This is a genomic window from Nonomuraea basaltis (assembly GCF_005893125.1).
Taxonomy (GTDB): Bacteria; Actinomycetota; Actinomycetes; order Streptosporangiales; family Streptosporangiaceae; genus Nonomuraea; species Nonomuraea basaltis.
This window is the reverse complement of sequence record NZ_VCJS01000204.1, coordinates 1-22,751: the sequence shown is the minus strand read 5'-3', so window position 1 is coordinate 22,751 and position 22,751 is coordinate 1. Positions and strand designations below refer to the sequence as shown.

Genomic DNA, 22,751 nt, shown 5'->3' with positions numbered 1-22,751 from the left:
GCCCGCTGCTGGAGCAGGAAGACCGCCTTCCCGAACGGGCACCCATCCGCTATCGCACGGCGGCCGATCTCCTTGCCAGAGCACCAGAGAGCCGCGACACGCCGACAAGTTGATTCCTTACGGCTTCTGTGCGTGGAGAACTGCGGAACCTCGGCGGCCAGCGCGATGCGGCGGACGACCTTCGACCAGGTCCACAAGCTCAACGGCTGGGCGTGATTGCGCCGCGATTCCGACAGGAACAACGGCCCGCGCGCCCTGCTGATCCTCATCCGGTGCGCCAGATACCTCGACAGCAGCACACCGGTCGCCGCCGAGTACGGCACCACACGTTCCAGCCGGTTCTTCGTGGTCTCCGCCCTGATCCGCAGGGTGCGGTGCGCAGGGTCGAGGTCGTCGGTGCGCAGCAGACACAGCTCTTCGCGCCGCAACGCGGCGTCGTAGGCCAGGGCGAGCATGACGCGGTTGCGGACGGGTTCGTCGGCCGCGACCGCCAGGACGTTCCTCCACTGCTGCTCGGTGGGGATCCACGGCAGCTTCGTCATCCTGGGCACCAGACCACGCTGATGCCCGCCCCAAGACCCGCTGCGGCGCCGGCCCGGCGTGTAACGTCCTCGGCCGACCGGGTTGGAATCTCGCAGGCCCTCCTCCATGAGGTGGTCGTAGAACAGCCTGACCGGCACGATCCGCTGCTGGATGGTCGCGTTCGACAAGCCGGAGCCCGAATCGAGCGCGACGACGTTCGCGCCCCGACGGCTGGGGCGCTCGGTCAACTCCCGCACGAACACGCCGATGTGCGCCCGGCCGGCCGTCACCGGGTCGACTCCCTCGCGCTCGCACACCTCCAGGTACTCGGCCAACCCGCGCGCGTAGGCATCGATCGTCCGCGGCGCCCTTCCCAGATCCACCCAGATCCGCAGCCACTCGGCCGCCCGCGCATGCCGGCCCAGCACCGGCCACTTCTCCTCCAGCACCACCGTGCCGCTCAAGCCATCTCCCCAGTTCCGTGGTCAGGACCGAGGAGACATGATCACCTCCACGGCCAGATTCCACGTAACTTTTGAGATGCTCAAACGGCAGACCTACGGGCGGGCCCGCTTCGACCTGCTCCGCAAGCGCGTTCTGCTCACCCCCTGACCGGATGTCACGCAGGGTCATCACGAGATGTGGGCCAGATCCGAATCAAAACTGTCGTGGCCACATTCCCCCTGGTCAGCCAGCGAGAAGCGGCGAGCGGCCCCAAGGTGGCGTGCCACTTCGACCTCTGACCGAACAGCGGCGCGGCGACTGCTAAGAAGGGCCGTGCGCCGCGATGCCTTCGGTCCGGCCCCGGTACGGGTGGCGCTTGCTCCAGGTCTGTTCCCACTGGAGCAGATAGGCCTCGTGCTCGGGCCGTGTGGGTGACCGAGCTGTTGCGCAGCCAGGCCGACCTCGACGCCACGCGCGAGTAGGTCAGGGGCAGCTCGGACGCTTCGGCGCACTTCGCCTAGTGCGCTCGGCGGAGATGATGGAGCTGGACGTGCTCGGCGGCGCGGGCCTGGCCCCGGCGACTGACTTCAACCCGGGCTAAAGCTCCATATGCTCGTGCAACTCGCATGGGCACATGGCGAGCCGCTCGGTTGCTCTTTTGTGCCCCCATTTGTCCGACATCCGCCTGATGGCTAGCGAGAGCATGGCGGGCATGTTGCACAGGAGCCCTACGATGTTGTTCCTGCTCAGTTCCCCGCGCCACAGCGTCAGCGCCGCACCGGCGCAGCTCACCGGCACTCTGAGCAGATGCCCGCCTCTGAGCTGCAAAAGGATCAGATAACCCAGGCATAGCAGTTCCCCCCGCCGGAAGCCAATCCTGCGGCTAGCCCGGAGAGCTTCTTGAATGATCTTCTCAGCATCTCTGTAGCGTTGCTGGGCCGCGTACAGGGCCGCGTAGCCCAGGTCGGCCTGCAAGGTTCCAGAGCCAAAGTTCGCGCCGGCTGTGAAGAAGCGGCGTCCGGCCGCCAAGTGGTCGCGTGACGCGCTGAGCAGCTTGTGCCCCGCGAGCAACTCACCGATCCGAAGATGAAAGAACCCGAGGACCACGGCGTCCATAGGCAGGTTTTCCTGGATGGCCTTTCCGCGGAGATAGAGGCGCAGTGCGGTGGCCGGCTTTCCCCGCAGTTCCGCGATGCGCCCGCGGTATCGGTACGCTCTGGCCACCCAGCCCGCCAGCTCGTCATCACCCGAGATGTTCGTTTCCATCTCGCAGGCCCGGGCCAGGCACGTTTCGGCTTGCGTGATGTTTCTAAACGAGGAGAACAGCACGACGCCCCGGCACAGGGAGGTTGCACATTCGTACCGGTCTTGCACATCGTCCGGAATCGCATCGATGCGGATATCGTCGAAAATCCTGACCGCCTGCCGGTATCGGCTGATCTCCACGTAGTACTCGCTGAGATCGACCATCGTGCCTATCCAGTCCCGGCTCCCCGGTATTGCCTGCGAGAGAGCCGACTGCAACGAGCTGAGCCGCTCCCTGCTCTCGGCCACCCGGGTCCGGAAAAATATCGCCCTCGCACGGTAGAGACTCGCCGCCTGCTCCCCGGTCCCCTCCGTCCAGTTGATGCATTGATCCAGCGCCGCGACGACACTGTGATCGCTCCTGGACTGGCCGCCGCTTCCCGCCAAGCGGGCAAACTGCTGGATGAAGGCCGACAGGAGATCCGGTTCGCAGATCTCTGGGCGCTCCAGGCACGTGTCGAGCCACAAGAGGCAGCCGGAGATCGTGGTCCGGAGCCGGTTCAGGTCCACCCGCTCGGTCCGTTCGATGTGGTTGACCGTCGTGCGCCGCCACCAGTCCGCGTTCCTGTAGGCAGCCTGCACTAACTGGCTCTCCAGTAGTCCCGGTGCCTCGTCCATCGCTCTCATCGCCCGCAAACGAACGCACGAAGCAGCGAATGCACGCTGAAGCGGGTGTTGCCTCTGGAAGAGATGATCAACGCAAGCCGTGATGCGGCAGCCTTGGCCTCGTCGAACCCCTCGCGGCTCGAGATGCCGGAGAGTACGTGGAATTCGTCGACGTCTATGGTCTCGCCACTGGGCAGCCCGCAGAAGACGTTCATGAGCCGGGCCGCGTTGGCCTCACCGACACGGCGCTGGAGCGCGGTCAAGGATTCGTCGTAGAGGTAGGTGGCCAAGCTCTCGCCGATCCCGTGGGATCTGTCGCGGACCTTCGAGATGATCTCTCCGACTGATTGTTTGCGGTCGATGCAGAGCCGCATAATGATCTTGATGATCAGCGGATTTCCCTGGCTTGCGTCGACGACGTTCTCGAGGTCTGCCCGGGTCAAGTCCAGGGCCGGGTCGTCCCGGCCCAGATAGGCGGCGAAGTCGTGTGCGGCCTCGTCGGAGAGGCGATTCCACTCGAGCTGGCGAATGCGGTCGGAATAGTTGAGAAGGGAATGGCGGGTGGTAAGCAGCACCTTGTGCCGAACAGACTTGAACTCGCGATCGAAATACAGAATCGCCTTCTCGGCGTCCGGCACCGTTTCGAGATTATCGACGACGATGAGACATAGCTCCGCCTCGTCCAGCTTCCGTATCTCCTGCATGAATCGCTCTTCGACGAGCGCTGGCACCGGATCGAGACCGGGGAAGAGCTGCCCTGATATCTCGGCCAGCAGTTCGCCCCAGTAGTAACGGGTGCGTTCGTCCTGCTCGACCTTACCGCTGGCGCCGAGATGGCTGGATTTGGCGGACACCCATGCGATCCGAGCGAAGCCCGCAGTCGTTGCATGTTTCTTCACGGTTTCGTAGGCGATAGTCGTCTTCCCGGCGCCGCCAGCGCCGAAAATACTGATGATCCGGTCCCCATCCCTGTTCCCCAACCATCCGCCTACTTCGTCGACCGTGCGCTCAATGCCGAATAACAGGTGTTGGTCGATCAGCGCCCTCTGGGCCCAGTCCATCGTTTGTCTCCGTGGCGCTGCTGGGGCGATGCTTGACTGGAAGTCCAGTAGCGCGTTCTTCAGCAATGTGTACGAGCGATGCGTCACCGAGTCCGGCCGTATGATCGTGAAATGGTCCCCCGGGACCACCTCGGTCGAGGGGAAGACACCTTTCGCCGACGCAGGCGTGACGATACCGTCCGACTCGCCTGCGCACGCGATGATGGGAATGTGGCATCGGTCATCGGTGCGGGTGGAGGTGTAGACGATTCTCTCGAGGATGAGCTGTTGCGTCTCGGTGACGAGATCGTTGAGAGGGCGCAGCTCACGTTCATGGGGATGCCGCCAGAACCAGGATCCCCTCCGCGCGATGTTGAAAAGCTGGGAACCCGAGTTGGGGCAGGCGAACATGATGATTCGGCCAATTCGCCGCAGTCTTCGTCCCCGGCCACGGTGGAGCATCCTGGCCAGCAGCCGCTGTACGATCAATCCCCCTTGGCTGTGCGAGACGAGAACCACTCTCTGGTAATCGCTCACATCGTTGTCGAGGTAGGTCTGCAGGCTGTCGGCCACGGTGTTGAAGTCGGGTATCCGGCGCAACGGATTGATCCTCATCCGCGGCGTCCAGTAGGTGAAGTGAAACCTGTCGAATGCGACCATGTCCGGATCGGAATCCATCACCTGTTCCAGGCGTGACCAGGTCTTCGGCGAGGAGAAAATGCCGTGTACGAAGACGATGGCGACTCTCAGGCTTCCCATGATCTACTCCAGCCGGGCGCCCGGGATCTCAGGCTAGCACCGAGGGACTCGAGACTTCATGATGCGGGGAGGATGAGTTCGGCGAAAACGGCCCGGTGGTCGGTCAGCGGCAACTGGTACGCGCTGAAGGAACGAACCGCGACCCGCGGGTCCACCAGCACGTGGTCAAGGGTGACCGGTGGGACTCGTAGCCCTTCGAAATCTCTGTCGATGGAGGGCCACGTGGTCAAGAGACCGCTTCCCGTTGCATCCGCCGCGTCGCGATAATCCGCGGCCAGCAATCGGCGAATAGGCGCGTGATCGAGCGTGGCGTTGAAATCGCCGGCGAGAATCCGTACGCGGCCGCCGGGCAAGGGCAATGCATCCAACCCTGCCGACCAGCACTGGTAGGTCGAAACGTACGCTGGCGCGCAGGGATGCACCGAAACAACGTTCACCTGAATGCCGCCTGTTCCGCCTGGCAGCGGAACGGCCAATGTCGCCGCCGTCTGCTGAAAGCCTCCAAAGTCGATCATCGAATCGGCCTGGAGCGGAAAACGCGAATAGATCCCCGACCCGCCCAGGCCGTCCCGGGAGAACGCTACTTTGTATGGCAGTAGGCGTTCCATCCCTGCTGTGTCCAGGCCGCGGGCGGCTGACGGAGTGAGTTCTTGAAGGGTGAGAATGTCAGGACGCGTCCGCCGCACCAAGTCGACCAGTGCGGCCGCCGGTACTACGCCGATCCTGAGATTCGACGAGAGCACCCGCAGTCCCGGCCCAGAGGCGGAGGGGTTTCCCTCGGGTATGGCGCGAGGAAGGACGATGGCCGCGAGCACACCCGTCGCTACCAGGCCGGTGACGAGCGCGGCCCGCCGCCGCAGCAACAAGGCGATCGCTGGCCCGACCGGCGAGATCACAGCGACGTACGGCGTGAAGGCCAGTAGTTGCACCCACCGGAAATGCACGTTCCATGGCAGTAATCGGAACAACGCCCAGGCCACGAACGGTGCCGTGGCCACCCACGCGAGCACGCTGACCCAGAGACGTCTGGGCCGCTTCACGGACGACACGGCCCGATTGTCTACCAGCGGACGGGGCATGGGAACTCGCTCTCCGCGCCGCACGTGGCTTTGGCCGCCTGAAGTGAAACATGGTCCCGCGTCCAGCGCCTCATAACGCCCGGTTGGCGCAGCGGCCCGGCCGCGACAATCTGCCCCTACCATCCCGGGGGCGGACTTCGGGAAATCCTTTCAAGATCATCCCCCGTATGTCCCCTGATCATGATCCTATGGCTGCATGCGGGTGCCCGCGGTGGCTTACCAAGGGCCAGACAAGCAAAAGACCTGCGGCCGAGAAACCGCAGGTCAGAGGCCAAAATGCCTGGTGGAGAAGAGTGCCCCCGGCAGGATTCGAACCTGCGGCACCCGTGTTAGGAGAGCGGAGGTTACTCAAGCTGTTCGCGCGGTGTGAGCTGGGCAAATGTCTTCCGTATCGCGTGGGCCGCTTAAGATCATCCCGCGTATGTCCCCAACCCGTCCTGCGAGAGCACCTGCTCGGCGGGCGTATACCGTCGTTTCCTAGGGCATGACGCCGTCGTACAGCGACGACAACGGGCTGTAATGATCCCACAGCGCCGCTACCGGGAGAGCGCCGCTACTAGACTAGGAGGACGTCACCGGCCGATCGGGTGGCGATTAATCGGGGTCCTCGGCTGGCACGATGTACGCAGTGTGGGTGGCTTCCAGCCATTCCCTGTCGATTTGGCGGCCGACCATTCGGCCGATCGCGGTCAGCGCGGAGGTGAAACTCTCTCGAGGCTCGATAGCGGGTTCGTCGGGGTCGTCCTCGTCGATGTTGAAGCGGAGGCCAGATAGGTACGGGTCGAGGGCGTTCGGATCGCGACCGGACCGTTCGTTGGTGTCGAGAATGTCGAGGACTGTGATTAGCTCGCCGTCTTTCGCGTATTTGATCATGGATTCGCCGTGGAAATCCCAGCTGATGGCCAGAGTCCGCCTGCCACATCGCGACAACGTAAGCAGCGCTTCGTCCTCTGTGGAACGGTAATCGCTGATGATCAACGTCCAGTCGCCCATCCGACCGGCCAGCAGGCCGGCCGCTTCACTGCTACTCCCGTCGGAGCCCGAGCCCCATCCGGAGAAGCTGTCCGGCGCACCAGAGGCCGGATCGCCGTTCAGTATGACGACTGCTTCTTCGACAGGTATATCTTCCACCCACACGGCGTAGAACTGCTGCATCGAGACATCGCTGGGGTCGTACGAGCGGAGCAGTTGATACAGGTCGTCTGCCGACACGAGTTCAGCCTCCTGATCGGATAGTTTGCGGGTCACCCGCCCGGCTCGGCGTCCCAGAGTTCGTAGCGAACGTGGATCGGACCGCCGGGGGGGCACGGCACTGGTGATGTCGACGCCGTTGGGCCCTGCTCCGATCCTGTGGAGCGTCCACCTGCCCAAGACCTCCCCTGGACGAGGCTGCGTGTGGGCATGCCGTCCTCCACCTCGGTGATGAGAAATTCCGAGCCCTGGTGAATGCGCAGGCTGTCGTGGGCGCTCGTGCGAAGGACTGCCATGACCGTTGCCTTTCCTGCGGTCGGGGGAGAGGCGCGCGTCGTGGATGCACGCACCGGGGCGTTCAGGTCAGTCGAACAAGTGGATATAGAAGCGGTCGCTCCGGATCGCCCGGTTGTTCTGGTACCAGGCACCGAGCACGTTCCCGTGTGCAGTATTCTGCGCCGCATCAACCGGCAATACGGAGAAGCGGAGAAGTTGTTTTCCGGTTTGGCGTACCGGGTCCCTGCCGTGTGCCGGCGAACGGGAACTCGTCCCATTCATCCAGACCGGCATCACCAAAGCCGACTCCGAAGGCATCAACCGCGTCATCAAAACCGTCGCCCGCGACGCCTACGGCTTCCGCAACCCCGACAACCAGCGTCTACGCACTCGCTACGCCACCACCAGACGAGACCGCGGATACCTCAACCCCGCTTAAGTTCGAAGAGCCCGTATGACGGCGCTTTATGGCACCCCACGTCCTGTTACTTGCCCCAGTGTCATCATGTTTCCCATGACCCGTCGGGGATGCGGTAGAAGGTGCGCGTCGCCGTCCACCATTCCCGGTCGGTGAAGTGTCCCGCGATGCGACCCACCATACACGCCATAAAATGCATGTCCCGCTTGAGGTTCCTTGTCTCGCCGAGCTCCAGTCCAGGCGTGTGCGGCATGTACTCAGGGAGATCCATATCGCCGCCGTCGTTGTACGGCGGGGAGACGTCTCCGAGCTATTCTCCGTCGTGGTAGAGGTTCAGGGGTTCGAGCTCGCCCAGCTCTTCGCGGCAGAAGATCTCGAAGACACGTCGCTTTCCAAGGTTTCGGATGGCGGGATGGTACGGATGCAGGCCGAAGGCGAAGACATGTGTCCAGCCGGGGGCGTGCGGGCCGATCCACACAGCGGCCCGCACCCGTATGCGTCCGTACACCTCTATGGCGGTTTCGAGATCGCACTCCAGGCGCGAGTCCGGATCCACTCGGAGCAGCCGGGACGGCTCTTCAGGATCATCGCTCTCGACCCAGAGGCCATGGAATCCGTTCTGGAGACCGTGCCCGTGCTCGACCATCAGATCCCATTGGTTCTCTGCGGGGAGCGCCTGCTCCGGGGTGCGTCATTTCTGCGTCCTCACATCGATCGGGGGATGCCTTTGGCAGCCCCCGTATCCTATAACCGCTAATCTACGATTTTCACCCCAGAACGGGCTGTCGCTGACCTTGGTGACGGTCCTTTCAGCGCCATAGGCGAGGAGCCGGTAATGGCCATAGAACGCTTTGAGCGCATTTCCATGAAGCCAGTTGCGTTGCGCTCGAGCCCCTAGACAGAGTAGTGAATCTTGTCCTTGGTTGCTCCTTGTTCAGTGGCGGCGAAGGGATATTCGTCGCACTGGACGTTTGTGTAGCCGTATTTGACGTAGACATCAGAGGTGTAGTACTTACAGTAATTCACGCCAGAGCTCTTGGCGCCAGGTTGGCCTAGTCAGATAGAGTTGTATCCGTTGAAGACATAAAAACCGAGAGCTTCTATAAGCCTTAGCAGACGGTAGTCGTCGTTCTGTTTACGCGTGGATGCGGCCACCGTGCTCGCATGCCGGAGCGCCAGTACGAACGCTTCGTGCGCGTCCTCAGCGAGAGCCTCCACCAGCGCCTTCACCGCGTGATGCTTCATCATTAGCCGACCCCATTCCGTATCGGGCTCGGGATGATCGATGTTTTCATAACCATGCATGGCTTGGGCGGCCTGATGTGCCAAGCTTTCCGCCAGATTGTCGAGAGCATCCCGCAATGGGCGCGCCAGCTCCCCCCGGCTGCCTGCGGCGACGGCGGCCAGCGCTTCCTCCAAGAGTGCGCTGTCCACGGATTCCCGTAGGCCCGCGGCCCGCACCGACATCTCCACCGCGATCAACGTTCCCTCGTCGAACTCCCCGATGGGGGGTGCGGCTGCAATGGCAGCCACCCGCGGGTGACGAGAGATCAGCACCCGCATGTCAGGGCGCAGATTCAAGGGGGGCGCTCATCGGGTTCTTCGTCGCGCGCTTTCTCGATCCTCAGGATGAGATGACTCCGATCCTTCCAGTCACGGTCGACTCGGATGCCGGAGATCTTCTCCGCGATGGTGAAGGCGGCGGCTCGCCAATCGCCTTGCCATTGCTGAGGATAAATGCCGTAGGCACGGGACCATTCCAGGTATTCGGCCTCGGACGCGCTGGTCGCCTGCCTCACTGGGTCAAACGATACGTCGATACGCCCGTCGACGGCGTATGTGAATGCCGCGTCCCACTCAATACTCCATGCCAGTGCCATAGCTTCGCCGTCCGCTGACAGACTCCGCAACGTCTCCGACTTCGCTCCCCGGTATCTCGTCAGTTCGACAGCTAGAATCCAGTCGCCCTTCTGTGTGATCAGTACAATGCCTTCATTTTCCTCCATTTCGTAGGCATCGTATAGGTCTGCAAAGTGTCCCTCGCTGATCTGATCCTTCCGCCCTTCGAGCAGTCGCGCGACTTCCTCGGCCTTCTTGCCGCGTATCCAAGTCAGGCATGCTGGCACATCGAATATCGCGTCAAGTGCCACTTTGTATACCGAGAAAGCGGCCAAGTCGCCATACTCCTTTATGGAGATTTGAGTGAAATAGTGCAGCCGCCTTGGGAGCGGGTTAACTCGCTCCCAAGGCAGTGGACTATTAGGCGATTATTGCTAGCCATGATACACCGTCAATGGTGCACGTGGCCAGGCTGATGGGGGTCGGTGCGGGATCGTGGGCGACGGTGCCCGGCGCGCCGCTATGTGGCCTGTTGTAGCCCTGGCGGACCACATCAACCCAGAACGAGTCCTGGTCAAGAATCCGGTTACGCTGATACCACTGGTTGATCGTCGCACCCTGCGAGCAATTCTGCGTGTCCGGAATGATGGCAACGGAGTAGTTGTAGCCGGTATCCTGCTGACCAGCTCCTTGGAGTGTGGTCGCGAATGGATATTCGTCGCAACTGTCTGGCTCTACGTAGGGGCGGATCTTCCTACATTCAGGGATCACCACGTCACGGTTTGCCTTTTCGACGGCCTTGCTTGTTGACCTCCTGAGGCAGAGATTGGCGCACGAAGGCGCATGCGGAATAAAGCCGCCCGGTATCTTCTTCGCAGGTCCACTCCCTACCTTTGGGTAAGTGATGCCTTGATCGTAGAGGGCGGTCCAGACGTGACGCGCTGCGAAAATCTCGTTCGCGTTGTTCTCGTCGAAGATGAGGACCGGGCGAAGGGTAGACAGGACACAGCCGCTCGAATAGAAGGTGATGGATCGAGAGCTGTCACACCTGAAGGTGTGGGGGTTCTCAAGGTCCTTTCTCACCCAAAAGGCATGCGTCGTGTACCTGACGTTCGGGTTGATCGTGCACGAGCTCTTCGTGTCTGCGTCGGGCGAGTTGTCATCCGAGGTCCGGTCAAGGATGATTTCGTGGATGCCACCCGCCGCCCAGTCTTCCACCGTCTCGTGGGCGCCATCGTTGGCATCGGGCGTGCAGCCCGCCGCTCCTGAATAGACCCGCATCCACCGGTCATCCCAGTCCCGACCATGAGAAGGTCCATAGAAGGCAGTGGTACTTCTACGCCGAGATGACCGGTTTCTGGTTCGCCTTCCCGCTCCTTTATGCGGCCGCCGGGCAAAATGCATGCACCAACCGCTACGAGATAGAGGCGGACCTGAAAAAGGGCGGCTACCCCCACTGTTGACATCCTGCGACATCGTCACGAGGATTCACGACGTGCAACACCTGACTTTGAAGGGCATCGCCGCGCTGACGCTCGCTCTCGCGGCGGTGTCCTGCGGATACGGTAGTCCGGCGCCGGGCGGCCTGACCGGGCTTACGGTGAATGCCGATGGGCAGCTGACCATGGTGGCGGCTTGGTGCGGGCGCGCACCGGACGGTGTGGCGGTCTACCGTCGCGCCGCGGGCGAACTCCTGGATCAGGCCGACATCAAGGCGCCACCACTGACCGGCGGCGGCATCGCGTCCATGAACCTGGAGGAGAAACCTGCCGAATGGTCCCTCCGGGAAGGGAGCCTGAGCTTTGCCGACGGGCAGACGTACATGGTCAGCCCCTATTCCTCGGAAACCCATGTAGGGCTTGAGGGCGTCAACTTCACCACCCGGTCTAAGGAGAAGATCCCGCCTGGAAAGATCGTGATCCAGGAGTCCACCAGTGATGGCAGCAAGGACGTTCTGCTGGCGGAGGATGAATTTAAAACGCGGGCGAAACACTATTGCTGAACAAGGTGGTATCCCCGTCGGTCAAGCCGTACACGTAGGCCTTGTCCCAGTCGCTCACGCCGGCGAGCTCGGCGTGAGCAAGCCAGGGGCGTGGGCGGCTTGCTGGGCGGCGGCGACGTCGCGGGGCCGGACGCTTTCCAGGTCGTGTTCGAGGTCCTGGTGGCGGCGGTGGTGTCGATTTCCGAAGTCGAGTGCACGAATGCATGACGTGGTTTGCACGCCACGCAATGGGCGGCGTGCAGACACCCGGCGGTGATGTGCACCCCGACACCGTGGCCACCCGCAACAACCTCGCTGGCGCCTACCACGAGGCGGGGGATCTGGCCTGGCCATCCCGCTGTTCGAGCAGACGCTGGCCGACGCGGCTGCTCTTGAGGGCGTGGGAAATCTCGACCATCCAAGTTCGTCAACGCTACGTAATGGATCGAACGCAAATATTAATATCTATGGTGTGAGAATCACGTCGCAACACGAGGCGGTGACCCAGATCGCAACCCTCGATCTTGGGTACACCAGACACATGCTGCGGGCGCTGTTTGATCTGCCCATACCGGAGGCGGGTGAGGCGTGCCTCGCCTCGCCCGATCTCTCGGAGGCAGACCCGGGCGTCTGCCGGGCCGACGGCGCAATACTCTACGGAAAAGGAGAGGAGAAATTCGGGATCATCGTCGAGACGCAACGAGCCCGGGACGATGACAAGATTTATGCATGGTTGGAATACATCGCAAACTTCCGGGCGCGTGAGAAATGTCCGGTCTGCCTGATCGTCATCTGTCCTAACCGTAGGGTCGCCCAATGGGCGCGACAAGTCATCGATACTGGGCATCCCAAGTTGAGGCTGATCCCCCTGGTCATCGCCTCGGACAACACCCCCGTCATCACCGATGTCGCCGAGGCTCAGAGCAACATCGGGCTGGCGGTCATCTCAACCGTCACGAAGAGCGAAGATCCGCAGATCAACGCCATCATCGCTGCGGTGCAGCAGGCCTTGTACGGCATCGATCGAGGGCTCGCCTGGCGGTACGCTCGGTACATCAGCCTGTCACTGCAAGGAAACGCACTGAGAGAGTGGGAGCGACGTATGGCCATGAAGACGTATCCATACCAGGGCGACTACTCCGCGAGCCTGCTGGCCGAGGGTGAGGCGCGAGGTGAGGCCAAGTCTCTGCTGAAGATCCTCGGTGTGCGGGGGATCGCGGTGTCCGACGAGGTGCGCGAGCGGGTCATGGCCTGCCAGGACGTCGCGACCCTGGACGTCTGGCTCGATCGAGCATTCGCCGTCGAGTCTGCGGAGGCACTCTTCGACTGAGTCGTCGACCTCCCCGGATCCTTTGCAAGCATCGCCTGGGTTCGCATGCGGATCCTCGACTATAGGGACACGAGCACCGAACCTCACGCAGAGTATCTCGACGTTCACCACGCTGATCATCACGTGCACGGCTCCGTGGATGGTGATCATGATGCTCGGCTACGTGACGCGCCGCGGCTGGTACGACCCCGATGCGCTCCAGGTGTTCAACCGCCGCCAGCGTGCCCGTCACGAGGGCGGGGTGCTCAGGGGGTTGGGTTGGTTGGGCAAGGGCGGATGGTGATCGGGGACAGGCTGTGGAGGCGGGTGCCGATCATTCGGGCCACCCCCTCGATGGACGTGATGCCCGTCCCCTCCCCCGGTTGCCGGTCCGTCTGCACCGCCAGCAGCAGATCACGCCCGGGACCCACGATGCGGCCGTAGCTGGTGACGGCCCACGTGTTGTGGATGAACGGGCGCGGCGTCCAGCCGTTCTTGAGCGCCACCCGATCCCCCGGCCGGGCGGCGGCGCTGACACCCCACGCCTGGTTGATGCGGCTCTCTGAAATCGGACAGTTCTGCTCTGTGAATTTCCCCAGGTAGCCGACCCTCCGGAGGAGGTCCTTCGTTGGTGGGTGGGCTCCCCGTAAGGCTGCGATTGGTCAAGATCAGCAGCTTGTCGGGGAGCCCAAGGAAATGCTGACACAGGGGGAAGACGTGGAGGCGCATGCATTGCGCAAGAGGGGCTGGTCGATCTCGGCGATCGCTCGGCACCTCGGCCGGGACCGTAAGACGATCGCGGCGTATCTCAACGGGTCCCGGGCGCCGGGAGTGCGGCGCTCATCCCGGGTGGATCCGTTCGCCGAGTTCGAGCAGTACTGCCGCATCCGGCTGGCCCAAGATCCGCATCTGCTGGCGATGACGCTGTTCGACGAGATCACCGCGCTGGGGTATGCCGGTGGGTATTCGACCTTCACCCGGGCGATCCGCAAGCGAGGGTTGCGCCCGCACTGTGAGCCGTGTCAGCAGGCGCGTGGCCGTGATGTGGGGATCATCGAGCACGAGCCGGGCGGTGAGGTGCAGTGGGACTGGTTGCACCTGCCCGACCCGCCGACCGCGTGGGCCTGGCCGCACCGGGAGGCGTATCTGCTGGCGAGTTTTGCCCCGGTGCTGAAGTACTACGGCATCGCCCCGGCGATCTGCCGGCCCCGGCGGGCGCAGCGCAAGGGTTCGGTGGAGAAGGCCAACGACAGTGCGGCTCAGCGGTGGTGGCGCACCTTGGCCGAGGAGATGACGCCCGAGCAGGCCCAAACCTCGCTGGATAGCTGGTGCCGCACCCGAGGTGACGTGCGGGTGCGCTGGAGGGACCGGATCAAGACCACCGTGGCGTCGGTTGCGGCGGCCGAGCCGCTGGCGGCCTTGCCCGAGCGGCCGTATCCGGCGCTGCTGGAGGTTGAACGGGTCGTCTCCCCGCAAGGGCTGGTCAGCTTCGAGGGCAACCACTACTCCGTCCCGCCCGGCTATCGCGATCAGCAGGTGCTGGTGCGCTGGCGGCTGGACGAGGACACTGTGGAGATCATTTCGGCGGCGGGCAACACGCTGGCCCGCCACCGGCTCGCGGTGCGTGGCGCACACGAGATCGTCCGCCCCGATGAGCACGTGCGGGCGCTGGAGAAGGCGGTGCTGGCCGCCACCGGCGATGATCGTGCGCCCTGCCGGCGCAAAAAGCGCATCCCGCCCTCGCAGGAGGCGCTGGCCGAGGCCGAGCGGATCCGCGCCGCCCGGCAGGACGGCCCGGCGCCGGCTCCCGCGAGCGGCAGTAGGCGCGGCAGTGGGCAGGGGCTGGCCGGCGTGACCGATTTCGCCGCCTACGCAGCCGCGGCACGCGCTCTTGGCCCCGCCACCGGCAAGGGCCGGGCCAGGCAGGATGAACGGGCGGGCCGGGGCGAAGGGACGGGCCGGCCATGACGCCCCGCTTACGGAGCCCACCTTTCCCGTCACCAAAAAGGATCTTTACTTTTTTACGGCATATGTGATGATCATTCCGTTTTGATACATCTGTTCGAAAGGCTGGAGTGAACACATCACGATCAGCGTCGGGCTTATCCACCCGGACGCGCCGTCGGGCTGCCCTGATCGCCGCTCTAACACTGCCCGTCTCGCTGATGAGCGGGCCCGCGATCGCTCAGGGCCCCACGCCATCCCCCACCCCTACGACTTCGCCGCCAAGTTCACCGCCAAGCGCCACAACCCCCACCAGCAGAGCTCTTGCGCAAGCCAAGAAGAACAACGAGCGCGTCGAGATTGAACCGCTGCGCTCGGAGACCGCCACTTACTACGCCAATCCTGATGGCAAGACGCTGCGCATGGAGCTGTACCTGGAGCCCATCCGAGTCAAGAACGCCAAGGGTGACGGCTTCACCCCGATCGACACCACCCTCGTCGAGGCAGACGGCGTCATTAAGCCCAAGGTGGTCAAGGGTGACCTGACGCTGTCGGCGGGTGGCGACGCCACCGTGATCATGAGCAAGGGCCGCAACACCACTGCGCAGATCGACGCTCCCGGCAAGCTGCCCAAGCCCAAGCTCAACGGCAGCACCGCCACGTACTCGTCGGTGTACGGCAAAGGCATCGACCTGATCGTCACCGCCACCCCGACCGGTTTCCAGCAGGAGATCGTCATCCGGGAACGGCCCACCGAACCGGTGACCTTCCGCGTGCCTGTGGATCTGCCCAAGGGGTTGGCCTTCGGCAAGAACGCCAAGGGGCAGCCGACGCTGAAGAGTGACAACGGCAAACGCACCGTCGACATTCGACCGGCAGCGCTGCTGGATGCGGTCGCGGCCGACCCCAACGGCGACCTGAACGCCGCCAAAGTCGGCAAGGCCGCGGTGAACCTGGATGGCTCGGCATTGGTGTACCGTCCCGACCCGGCGTTCCTCGCCCATCCGGCAACGGCGTACCCGGTGACCATGGCCGCGGTCGATGACGACTGGTATGAGTGCACTCTCGGGAACTGCCCTGCCGGTGTCGGCGAGTCGATGGACACCTTCGTCAACGACGTCGACCTCACCGACAGCTGGGACAATTTCCGGCTGGATCGGATCCTGGTCGGCAAATCTAACTCCGGCACGAAGCGCTGGCGGAGCTACATCCAGTTCCCGCTGCCCCCGCAGGGCGATCCATTCTGGGGCTCCAAGATCCAAAACGCGGACTTGGACTTGTGGAACTACCTGTCCCACACCTGCGGAGAGGTGGTCGGGTCCGGTATCACGGCTCGCCGGATCACCACCGACTGGGATGAGCTGACGCTGACCTGGAACAGCCAGCCCTCGGTCACCAACGTGGGCGCGGACACTGAGTACGGCGCCTATAGCACCGACTGCTCCGGGTCGATGAACTACGCGCATGACCTCATCCACTCAGTCAACGGCATCGTCCAGCCTTGGGCTGACGGCGAGCCGAACTACGGCATCCAGCTCACTGCCGGAAACGAGTCCGACCTCCAGAACTGGCGGCGCTACCGCACACGGGAGCAGACCGACGGCTACCCCGCGCACGGTCCCAGGCTCGAAGTTGACTTTGCCATCCCGGTAACGTCGGTCTACCTGATGGAAACAGACGAGACTCGACCGAAGACGTCACAAGAGATTTCTCAGTGGGCGGCAGCCGGGCGAGTCTCCAACACCCTGCCGCAGCCTAATCCGGTCACCAACGCGGAGGACTTGGCATACCGGGACGCGAGCGATCAAGACTACACCGCCCCCACGGATGATCTCGAACTGACTCCGATCGAGGCACCGGACACGGGAATCACAGCCCGTTGGCCCTTCAGCGAAGCTTCCGGCAGTACGGCCGCCGATGTATCGGGGAACAACCATACGGCCACGGTCAACAGCGGCGTCTCCTGGACTCCTGGCGTCAGCAACTCGGCGCTCACAAACGTTGGCGCCGGCGACGCAACGCGTAGCGCCCCTGCTGCGGAAAGTCTGATCCCGGCTCGGGTTGCCGCCGCACAGCAGGCTGCTGCACAAAACACCAAGGTAGAAGTCACCGAAGAAACCTCAACGACCAGCATCACCTACGCTCAGCCGGGCGGGCGGGCGTTCGTGACCGAGGTCGCGGCGGGGCCCGTACGTGTCAAGCGCAACGAGGTGTGGCTGCCCATCGACACCTCCCTCTTCCAACAGGGCGGGAAGCTGACGCCTAAGGTCATCGCCGATGGCGCAGCGGTAGAGATCTCCAACGGAGGTACGGAGCCCTTCGTCAAGATGACCTCTGATGGTCGCAGCTACGCATTGCGTTGGCCAACACCGCTCCCCAAGCCAACCGTCAAGGGCAGCGTGGCCACCTACACCGCCGCCGCCGGCGTGGGCGCCGACCTGGTAGTGACGGCGTTGCCGACCGGGTTCCGGCATGATGTGGTGTTGCGGGAGCGGCCGTCGAAGCCGTTGGAGCTGCGTATCGGCGTCGAAGGCGACGGCCTGACCCTGACCGAGGGCAAGGGCAGTCGGCTGCTGCTGAAGGGCAAGGACAAGAAGCTGGTCGCTTCGGCACCGCAGCCGATCATGTGGGATGGCAGCGCCAAGGGCCGTCTCCCGCTGGCCAAGAGCGTCAAGGTCGACACCGCTGTGGCCGCGAAGGACGGCCGCACTGAGCTGGTGCTCAAGCCTGACCACCGGTTCCTGACCGACCCGGGCACCACCTATCCGGTCCGGATGCAGCCGATGGCGGCGTCGACGAGCAGCGAGGACGTCTCGCTCTCCAGCAGTGACACAGTGGACTGGCCGGCGTACCCCGACGGCTCGGTCATGATTGCCGGTGTGCAGACGGGGGAGAAGCTGCGCTCGTACCTGCGCTTCCCCACGGGGAGTCTGCAGGGCCAGACGGTGACCGACGCGAAGCTGTCGCTGTACAACATCGAAAGCTCGGCCTGTGGGACGTCGGTCAGTGACGGCCTCCAGGTCCGCCGGGTGACCGGCGCCTGGGACGTCAACAACCTCTACTGGGCGAACAAGCCGACCGCGACCACCGAGGACGCGCAGATCAACAAGGCCGGCTACAGCCTCGGATGCACCGGCGGAGCCCAACGGCTAGAGTGGAACGTCACCGGCATCGCCCAGGACTGGGCCACCGGGGTTGTCGACCATGGCCTGGTGGTGCAGTCGCCGACCGAGAGCACGGCGATCAACTGGCGCTACCTCACAGCCTCGGAAGACACCGAGTTCAACCAGCCGCCCACACTGACCATCACCACCAGCGGACCGGCATCGGCGCCGACCATCTCAGGGCCGGCCATCACGCCGGCGCAGAGCGTGAATGGCGTCACCGTGACCAGCTCGCTCACCCCGCAGCTGGCCGCAACCGTCGCCGACACCGCAGGTGGCAACCTCACCGGCGAGTTCGAGGTTGAGCACGACCCGGCCGCGACCGGGCAGGGAACCGGCCAAATCTGGGCCGGAGCCTCTCCGGTGGTCACGTCCGGAAGCCAGGCCACAGTGACCATTCCCTCAGCCAAGCTGGCCGACGGCTGGAAGATCCGCTGGCGAGCCCGCGCGGCCAACGCCACCGCCGCCGCCACCTCGGCGTGGTCGGCATGGCAGACGGCTACGGTCGATGTACCCAACCCGACCGTTGGCGCCTTCCAGGTCACCCCCTCACAGGTGGTGAACGGCGTCACCGTGACCACAAGCGTGACCCCGAACCTGCACACCACCGTCACCGACCCGGCCGCCCAGCCGGTGCGGGCGGAGTTCGAGGTTGAGCACGACCCCACCGCGACCACGCAGGGCACCGGGCAGATCTGGGCCGGAGCCGTGGACAACGTCGCCTCTGGGGCCCAGGCCACCCTTGCCGTCCCCCAAGGGAAGCTGACCGACGGGTGGAAGGTCCGGTGGCGTACTCGCGCTGTCAACACCGCCACCACAGTGAGCTCACCGTGGGCGGCATGGCAGGAACTGGCCGTGGACCTGCCGGACCCGGTCTCCGACCCGTCGGTCGGGGCACTACAGGTCAATCCGTCGCAGCAGGTCGACGGGACTACCGTGACGAGCAGCCTCACCCCCGCGTTGCTCGCACAAGTGAACAATCCTGTCGGGGGGACTTTGCGGGCAGAGTTCGAAGTTGAGCACGACCCTGCCACTGCAGATCAGGGTGCCGGAGCGATCTGGGCCGGAGCGGTCGACGGTATCGCCGCTGGCGCGCAAGCCAGCATGAGCATTCCCGAGGGGAAGCTCACCGACGGGTGGAAGGTCCGGTGGCGGGTCCGAGCAGTTGCCGGCCAGCAAACATCAGAGTGGGCGGCCTGGCAACTCCTCACGGTCGTGCTGCCGAAGCCAGGGGTGCATGATCTCACCATGACACCCTCGTCTGTCGTGAACGGCACCACGGTAACCACGGTCACCACACCGACAATGCGAGCTGGCGTCACTGATCCACAGGGGCGGCCGCTGCGAGCAGAGTTTGAGATCGAACACGATCCGACCGCAGGCGAAGGTCAGGGCACAGGTTCCATCTGGGCCACGGCGGTCGACAATGTTGCCTCTGGTACTGCAGCCACAGTGGTGGTGCCCGCTGGCAAGCTGTCCGACGGATGGAAGATTCGATGGCGTGCTCGTGCGCTTGCCGGTGAAACAGCATCACCGTGGTCGGGCTGGCAGCAGATCACGATAGATGTGAGCCAAGCGGGAAGCGCGCCTTTCGCCCAAACTAACGGGGCCGTTCTTCAGACGGATCAGACGTTTACCGTCGCCGCATGGCTTCGACTCACCGATAGGGATAGCGCCTATACCTTCCTGGAACAGCGCGGTACGCATCAGGCTCCCTTCCGAATCGGAAATGACCCTGGTCATGGTCTGGTGTTCACCATGACCCGCACTGACGAACCGAACGCAGCCGTCGAAGGTGTGCTTTCAGGCGTCAAACCACCCGTCAACCAGTGGTTCCATCTGGCTGGCGTCTACACGAAAGAGTCCGGAAGCGTAGCCCTCTATCTCAACGGGAACCAGATCGGAAGCTCGGCAATTAGTTTCCCGTCGTGGAGTTCCACCTCGTCCATGACGCTGGGTACTGCACTCACTGGAAGCTTGGACGAAGTCTGGATCTTCAACCGCGAACTCAACGCCGATGAGATATACGCGTTGCTGGACGGCGGCCCCACAGCTGAGATTGCCTCTGGTGGCAATACCGCAGCAGAGCAGAAAGCCACTATCGCCGCCGCCGGCAAGTACGACCGGATAACCCCCGGCACGTGCAATGAACAATACGGAACGCGGCGTACGCACGGCTTGCTGAAGAATCGCTTCAGTGGATGCATCAAATATAAAGTGGCAGTCCATCACGATACTGACCAGGACGACGACGATACCGGCATCGAAGACGGCAACGCCTGGGACGGCGAGCTCCTCTTCGTCGCCAAAACCTTCACCGGCGCATCTTCTGGTCTGGAATCAGGTGCGACAACACGCGACACCTGGTTCGATGTTTACCTCGCGACAGGAGACTACAGCGGCGTAGCTCTCCCCACTTTCGACATTGGCGACATCGGTCTCACCGTAGGGATGCGTCCCGCTAGGAACCAGACTGCATGCCGTGATGTCACCACCTTCCAAGGCTCCGCACAGCAAAACCACGTCACAATGGATGTGGACGCCTGGGACGACGTAGCCGAAGACGAAACCGGCGACTGGAAGAGCATCGCTACGCTCCGGTTCCGCGCTGACCCAGACCATGCGCCGGCAACACGCACGAACCGGGCAAACGCCAACGTGCCCAACCCCGAGAGGATCTCCAACTGCGTTTTCAAACCATACGCGCAAATCTCCGCCGGAGGACAAATTCAACACACCATCACCTTCCAGTACACAACAAGCGAAAAAGACGCTAAGGTCAGGTGTGATACTGCGGACTACATCGCGCGAACGACCGGCGGATGCACAATGCCTGTCGTGCCGTCGATTCAGTGGAAGCAGTCCAGCACATACGAGCAGGCCTACATCCATTACTGGAAAGCGTGCTATAACCAGCTGGACACTTTCCCGAAACGAACCTCCAAGACCATGCCCGGCTGCGCTGTAAACGGATCCGGCCGCCCTAATCCCAGTCAGTATCTCTGGCGACTGCGGGCAAATATCAATAATAACAGATCCCGCTCTGAGACAAGATGTCATGACCTGTGGGACGGCTACAGCCTGGCGTCGCCCACTGTCCAAGAATGCGACGAGTACCCATTTGCCTCCGTAGGCAATCGGTCCGCTGCCGAGGATCAGAAAGGCACTCTCTCCGTCTGCGCAATGGACGGAGGCGAGTGGGGCCCGAACCAGAGGGCCGGAAGACTACTGCGTCGACTCTATAACAACGACCGAATCCTGGACGAAGACACATTCTTCAATAGATTCGTAGGCGACAACAGCCAGACCGGCGCACCGGAACCACTTCCAAAAATGGAAGATCATTGCTGGCCGGGACATATTGATCGGTTTTCCCGCTACTACCTGGGAACCGATTAACATCTGATCACTATGCTGCCGCGGAAACGGCCATCGTTTCCGCGGCAGCGCCCGCTCAATCGAACCCAGCAGCTGACCGATGGAACCCCCATGACCTTTAATGCAGCAGTGGACTACTACACCAATCTCCTCCAATCCAGTGCCTCATTTGGAGAAGCGCTGGCATGGACTGTCATCCGCCCTCTCCAGGAGCCCCTATCACTCCAGTCCGCAGCTTCACGACTCATCGGCGGCGGGCATCCGCCCATCGTAGACGCCGATGAGGAGTTCATCGAAGAAGTTGAATCCTTGAACGGCAGAGCCGTCTACATAGGGCAATCCGGCGACGCGACCATGCTGCTTGAGCCTGACGGATTCAGCTACGCTGCCGGCTCACACGTCATGGCCTGGCTCAGCCAAGAAGCGCAGGTCTGGCACCTGTCGTGGAACCACACTGGTAGGAGGGTCCTGGAATACGCAGCGAATGGGCAGTGGCTTGCCGGAATTGCTGAGCTGAATCCACACGCGATATATGGCGCCGATCCTGCTGCGCTTCAGGCGGAAGCAGCAGCAATGGAAGAGGTTGTCAATGCTCCATGGCCGACCCAACAGGCAACGGCCTTGGCAATCATTGAGCTACGCACCGGAGCACAGCTGCCCAGGGATTGGTTCGACCAACCTCGCCAGGTGGCCATTGTCGAACCGTTGATCAGTAAGGATTGCCCGCCAATCGGCTTGTGGCACTACGAACCAGATCTGGACGCAAGACTCCGCCTCGCACCTCAGGAAAGTCGGAGTGCGGTCCTGCTGCAGTTGGTCGATGTCCTCACCAACCGTTTCCACCTGGACATGCCCGCAACCACTCGGGCCAGGCAAGCAGCACACAGCGGCCTACCGTTGGACGCCGATCTGCTAGAGGACGTGGGAGCCGAGTGGGAAAGCCTCGGACACCAATGGGCTGATCGAGGCTTCGCCGTTCGGGAAGAGAATGACGACGCCTGGCGACGATGGGTCGCAGCAAACGCGGTCCGCCACAGCCTGCAGTCGCTCAGCGAGGGCTCAACCTATCTCGATGCACTGACATACGGGAAATTCGCGTTGGACGAGGAATGGCCCGACAACAGAACCTGGATACGCGAGATAATCAGCCGTATTCCATGACCAATTCTGTGCTCATGATATGCCTTTGTACAGGCCCGGGCCTGGCTCTTCACCGGACAGCTCCGACATGCCGAAGCCTGGGCTCGGCGGAGGAACATCCAACACCGCGGAACTGCAGCCTGCCCCGGGGGGATCACCGTCTTGCCGCCAACGGATGAAGATCGCATGCAACTGCGGGGCGGAAATCGGCGGACATGTTGCGCCACTTGTAAGCATTCAGCAGATCAAGATCATGATGGCGTGAGCGGTGTCCCTGCAATGGGATGATCTTCGTGTGTCGAAGACCCCGGATCGCCGCCCGTCATATGACGAGCTCGCGGCGCTGGTGGTCCGAC

General features: G+C 63.1%; 16 protein-coding genes and 1 pseudogene. 7 read left to right on the top strand and 10 right to left on the bottom strand.

Annotated elements, in window-relative coordinates; all coding sequences use genetic code 11:
- Nucleotides 1-173: 173 nt before the first annotated feature.
- The 5 genes and pseudogenes from EJK15_RS78050 to EJK15_RS53470 form a co-directional block, all read right to left on the bottom strand.
- Nucleotides 174-542 (bottom strand): annotated as a pseudogene (locus EJK15_RS78050) (tyrosine-type recombinase/integrase); the annotation flags it as partial.
- Nucleotides 543-1,563: 1,021 nt separating this feature from the next.
- On the bottom strand, nt 1,564-2,889 hold the full coding sequence (locus EJK15_RS53485; RefSeq protein WP_138718158.1) for a tetratricopeptide repeat protein: 1,326 nt from the start codon (nt 2,887-2,889) through the stop codon (nt 1,564-1,566).
- Between the two features lie 5 nt (nt 2,890-2,894).
- Nucleotides 2,895-4,676: an alpha/beta fold hydrolase gene (locus EJK15_RS53480; RefSeq protein WP_138718157.1), complete on the bottom strand. Its 1,782-nt coding sequence runs from the start codon at nt 4,674-4,676 to the stop codon at nt 2,895-2,897.
- A gap of 56 nt (nt 4,677-4,732) precedes the next feature.
- Nucleotides 4,733-5,725 (bottom strand): endonuclease/exonuclease/phosphatase family protein, encoded by a 993-nt coding sequence (locus tag EJK15_RS53475; protein ID WP_206061667.1) that lies wholly within the window; start codon nt 5,723-5,725, stop codon nt 4,733-4,735.
- Between the two features lie 624 nt (nt 5,726-6,349).
- Nucleotides 6,350-6,967, bottom strand: coding sequence for a DUF6461 domain-containing protein (locus EJK15_RS53470; protein ID WP_138718155.1), 618 nt, complete (start codon nt 6,965-6,967; stop codon nt 6,350-6,352).
- 388 nt (nt 6,968-7,355) lie between these two features.
- Between EJK15_RS53470 and EJK15_RS73550 the strand changes: the two genes are divergently transcribed.
- Nucleotides 7,356-7,661 (top strand): transposase, encoded by a 306-nt coding sequence (locus tag EJK15_RS73550; RefSeq protein ID WP_206061666.1) that lies wholly within the window; start codon nt 7,356-7,358, stop codon nt 7,659-7,661.
- A gap of 223 nt (nt 7,662-7,884) precedes the next feature.
- Nucleotides 7,885-8,397, top strand: coding sequence for a hypothetical protein (locus EJK15_RS53460; RefSeq protein ID WP_138718154.1), 513 nt, complete (start codon nt 7,885-7,887; stop codon nt 8,395-8,397).
- A 137-nt stretch (nt 8,398-8,534) separates the two neighbouring features.
- Here the strand turns inward: EJK15_RS53460 and EJK15_RS78045 are convergent, their stop codons facing one another.
- The 4 genes from EJK15_RS78045 to EJK15_RS53445 form a co-directional block, all read right to left on the bottom strand.
- Entirely contained in the window at nt 8,535-8,666 is a 132-nt protein-coding gene (locus EJK15_RS78045; RefSeq protein ID WP_420847158.1) for a NucA/NucB deoxyribonuclease domain-containing protein, read from the bottom strand.
- 30 nt (nt 8,667-8,696) lie between these two features.
- On the bottom strand, nt 8,697-9,221 hold the full coding sequence (locus EJK15_RS53455; protein ID WP_138718153.1) for a hypothetical protein: 525 nt from the start codon (nt 9,219-9,221) through the stop codon (nt 8,697-8,699).
- Entirely contained in the window at nt 9,218-9,814 is a 597-nt protein-coding gene (locus tag EJK15_RS53450) for a DUF6461 domain-containing protein (RefSeq protein ID WP_138718152.1), read from the bottom strand. Before EJK15_RS53450 ends, EJK15_RS53455 begins: the two co-directional genes overlap by 4 nt.
- An 85-nt stretch (nt 9,815-9,899) precedes the next feature.
- Complete coding sequence (locus EJK15_RS53445) at nt 9,900-10,760, bottom strand: NucA/NucB deoxyribonuclease domain-containing protein (protein WP_171075064.1); 861 nt, start codon at nt 10,758-10,760, stop codon at nt 9,900-9,902.
- Nucleotides 10,761-10,974: 214 nt separating this feature from the next.
- On the opposite strand from EJK15_RS53445, the gene EJK15_RS53440 reads away from it, so the two are divergent.
- Nucleotides 10,975-11,481, top strand: coding sequence for a hypothetical protein (locus EJK15_RS53440; protein ID WP_138718150.1), 507 nt, complete (start codon nt 10,975-10,977; stop codon nt 11,479-11,481).
- A gap of 451 nt (nt 11,482-11,932) precedes the next feature.
- Complete coding sequence (locus EJK15_RS71680; protein WP_171075063.1) at nt 11,933-12,790, top strand: hypothetical protein; 858 nt, start codon at nt 11,933-11,935, stop codon at nt 12,788-12,790.
- A 245-nt stretch (nt 12,791-13,035) separates the two neighbouring features.
- Here the strand turns inward: EJK15_RS71680 and EJK15_RS53425 are convergent, their stop codons facing one another.
- A complete protein-coding gene (locus tag EJK15_RS53425; RefSeq protein WP_138718148.1) occupies nt 13,036-13,275 on the bottom strand; it encodes a hypothetical protein in 240 nt (79 codons plus the stop codon).
- A 190-nt stretch (nt 13,276-13,465) separates the two neighbouring features.
- Between EJK15_RS53425 and EJK15_RS53420 the strand changes: the two genes are divergently transcribed.
- The 3 genes from EJK15_RS53420 (at nt 13,466) to EJK15_RS53410 (ending at nt 22,416) form a co-directional block, all read left to right on the top strand.
- Nucleotides 13,466-14,737, top strand: a complete 1,272-nt coding sequence (locus EJK15_RS53420) for a Mu transposase domain-containing protein (protein ID WP_206061665.1) — start codon at nt 13,466-13,468, stop codon at nt 14,735-14,737.
- Nucleotides 14,738-14,934: 197 nt separating this feature from the next.
- Nucleotides 14,935-21,276, top strand: coding sequence for a DNRLRE domain-containing protein (locus EJK15_RS53415; protein ID WP_138718147.1), 6,342 nt, complete (start codon nt 14,935-14,937; stop codon nt 21,274-21,276).
- Between the two features lie 108 nt (nt 21,277-21,384).
- Nucleotides 21,385-22,416, top strand: a complete 1,032-nt coding sequence (locus tag EJK15_RS53410; RefSeq protein ID WP_138718146.1) for a hypothetical protein — start codon at nt 21,385-21,387, stop codon at nt 22,414-22,416.
- Nucleotides 22,417-22,751: the final 335 nt, after the last annotated feature.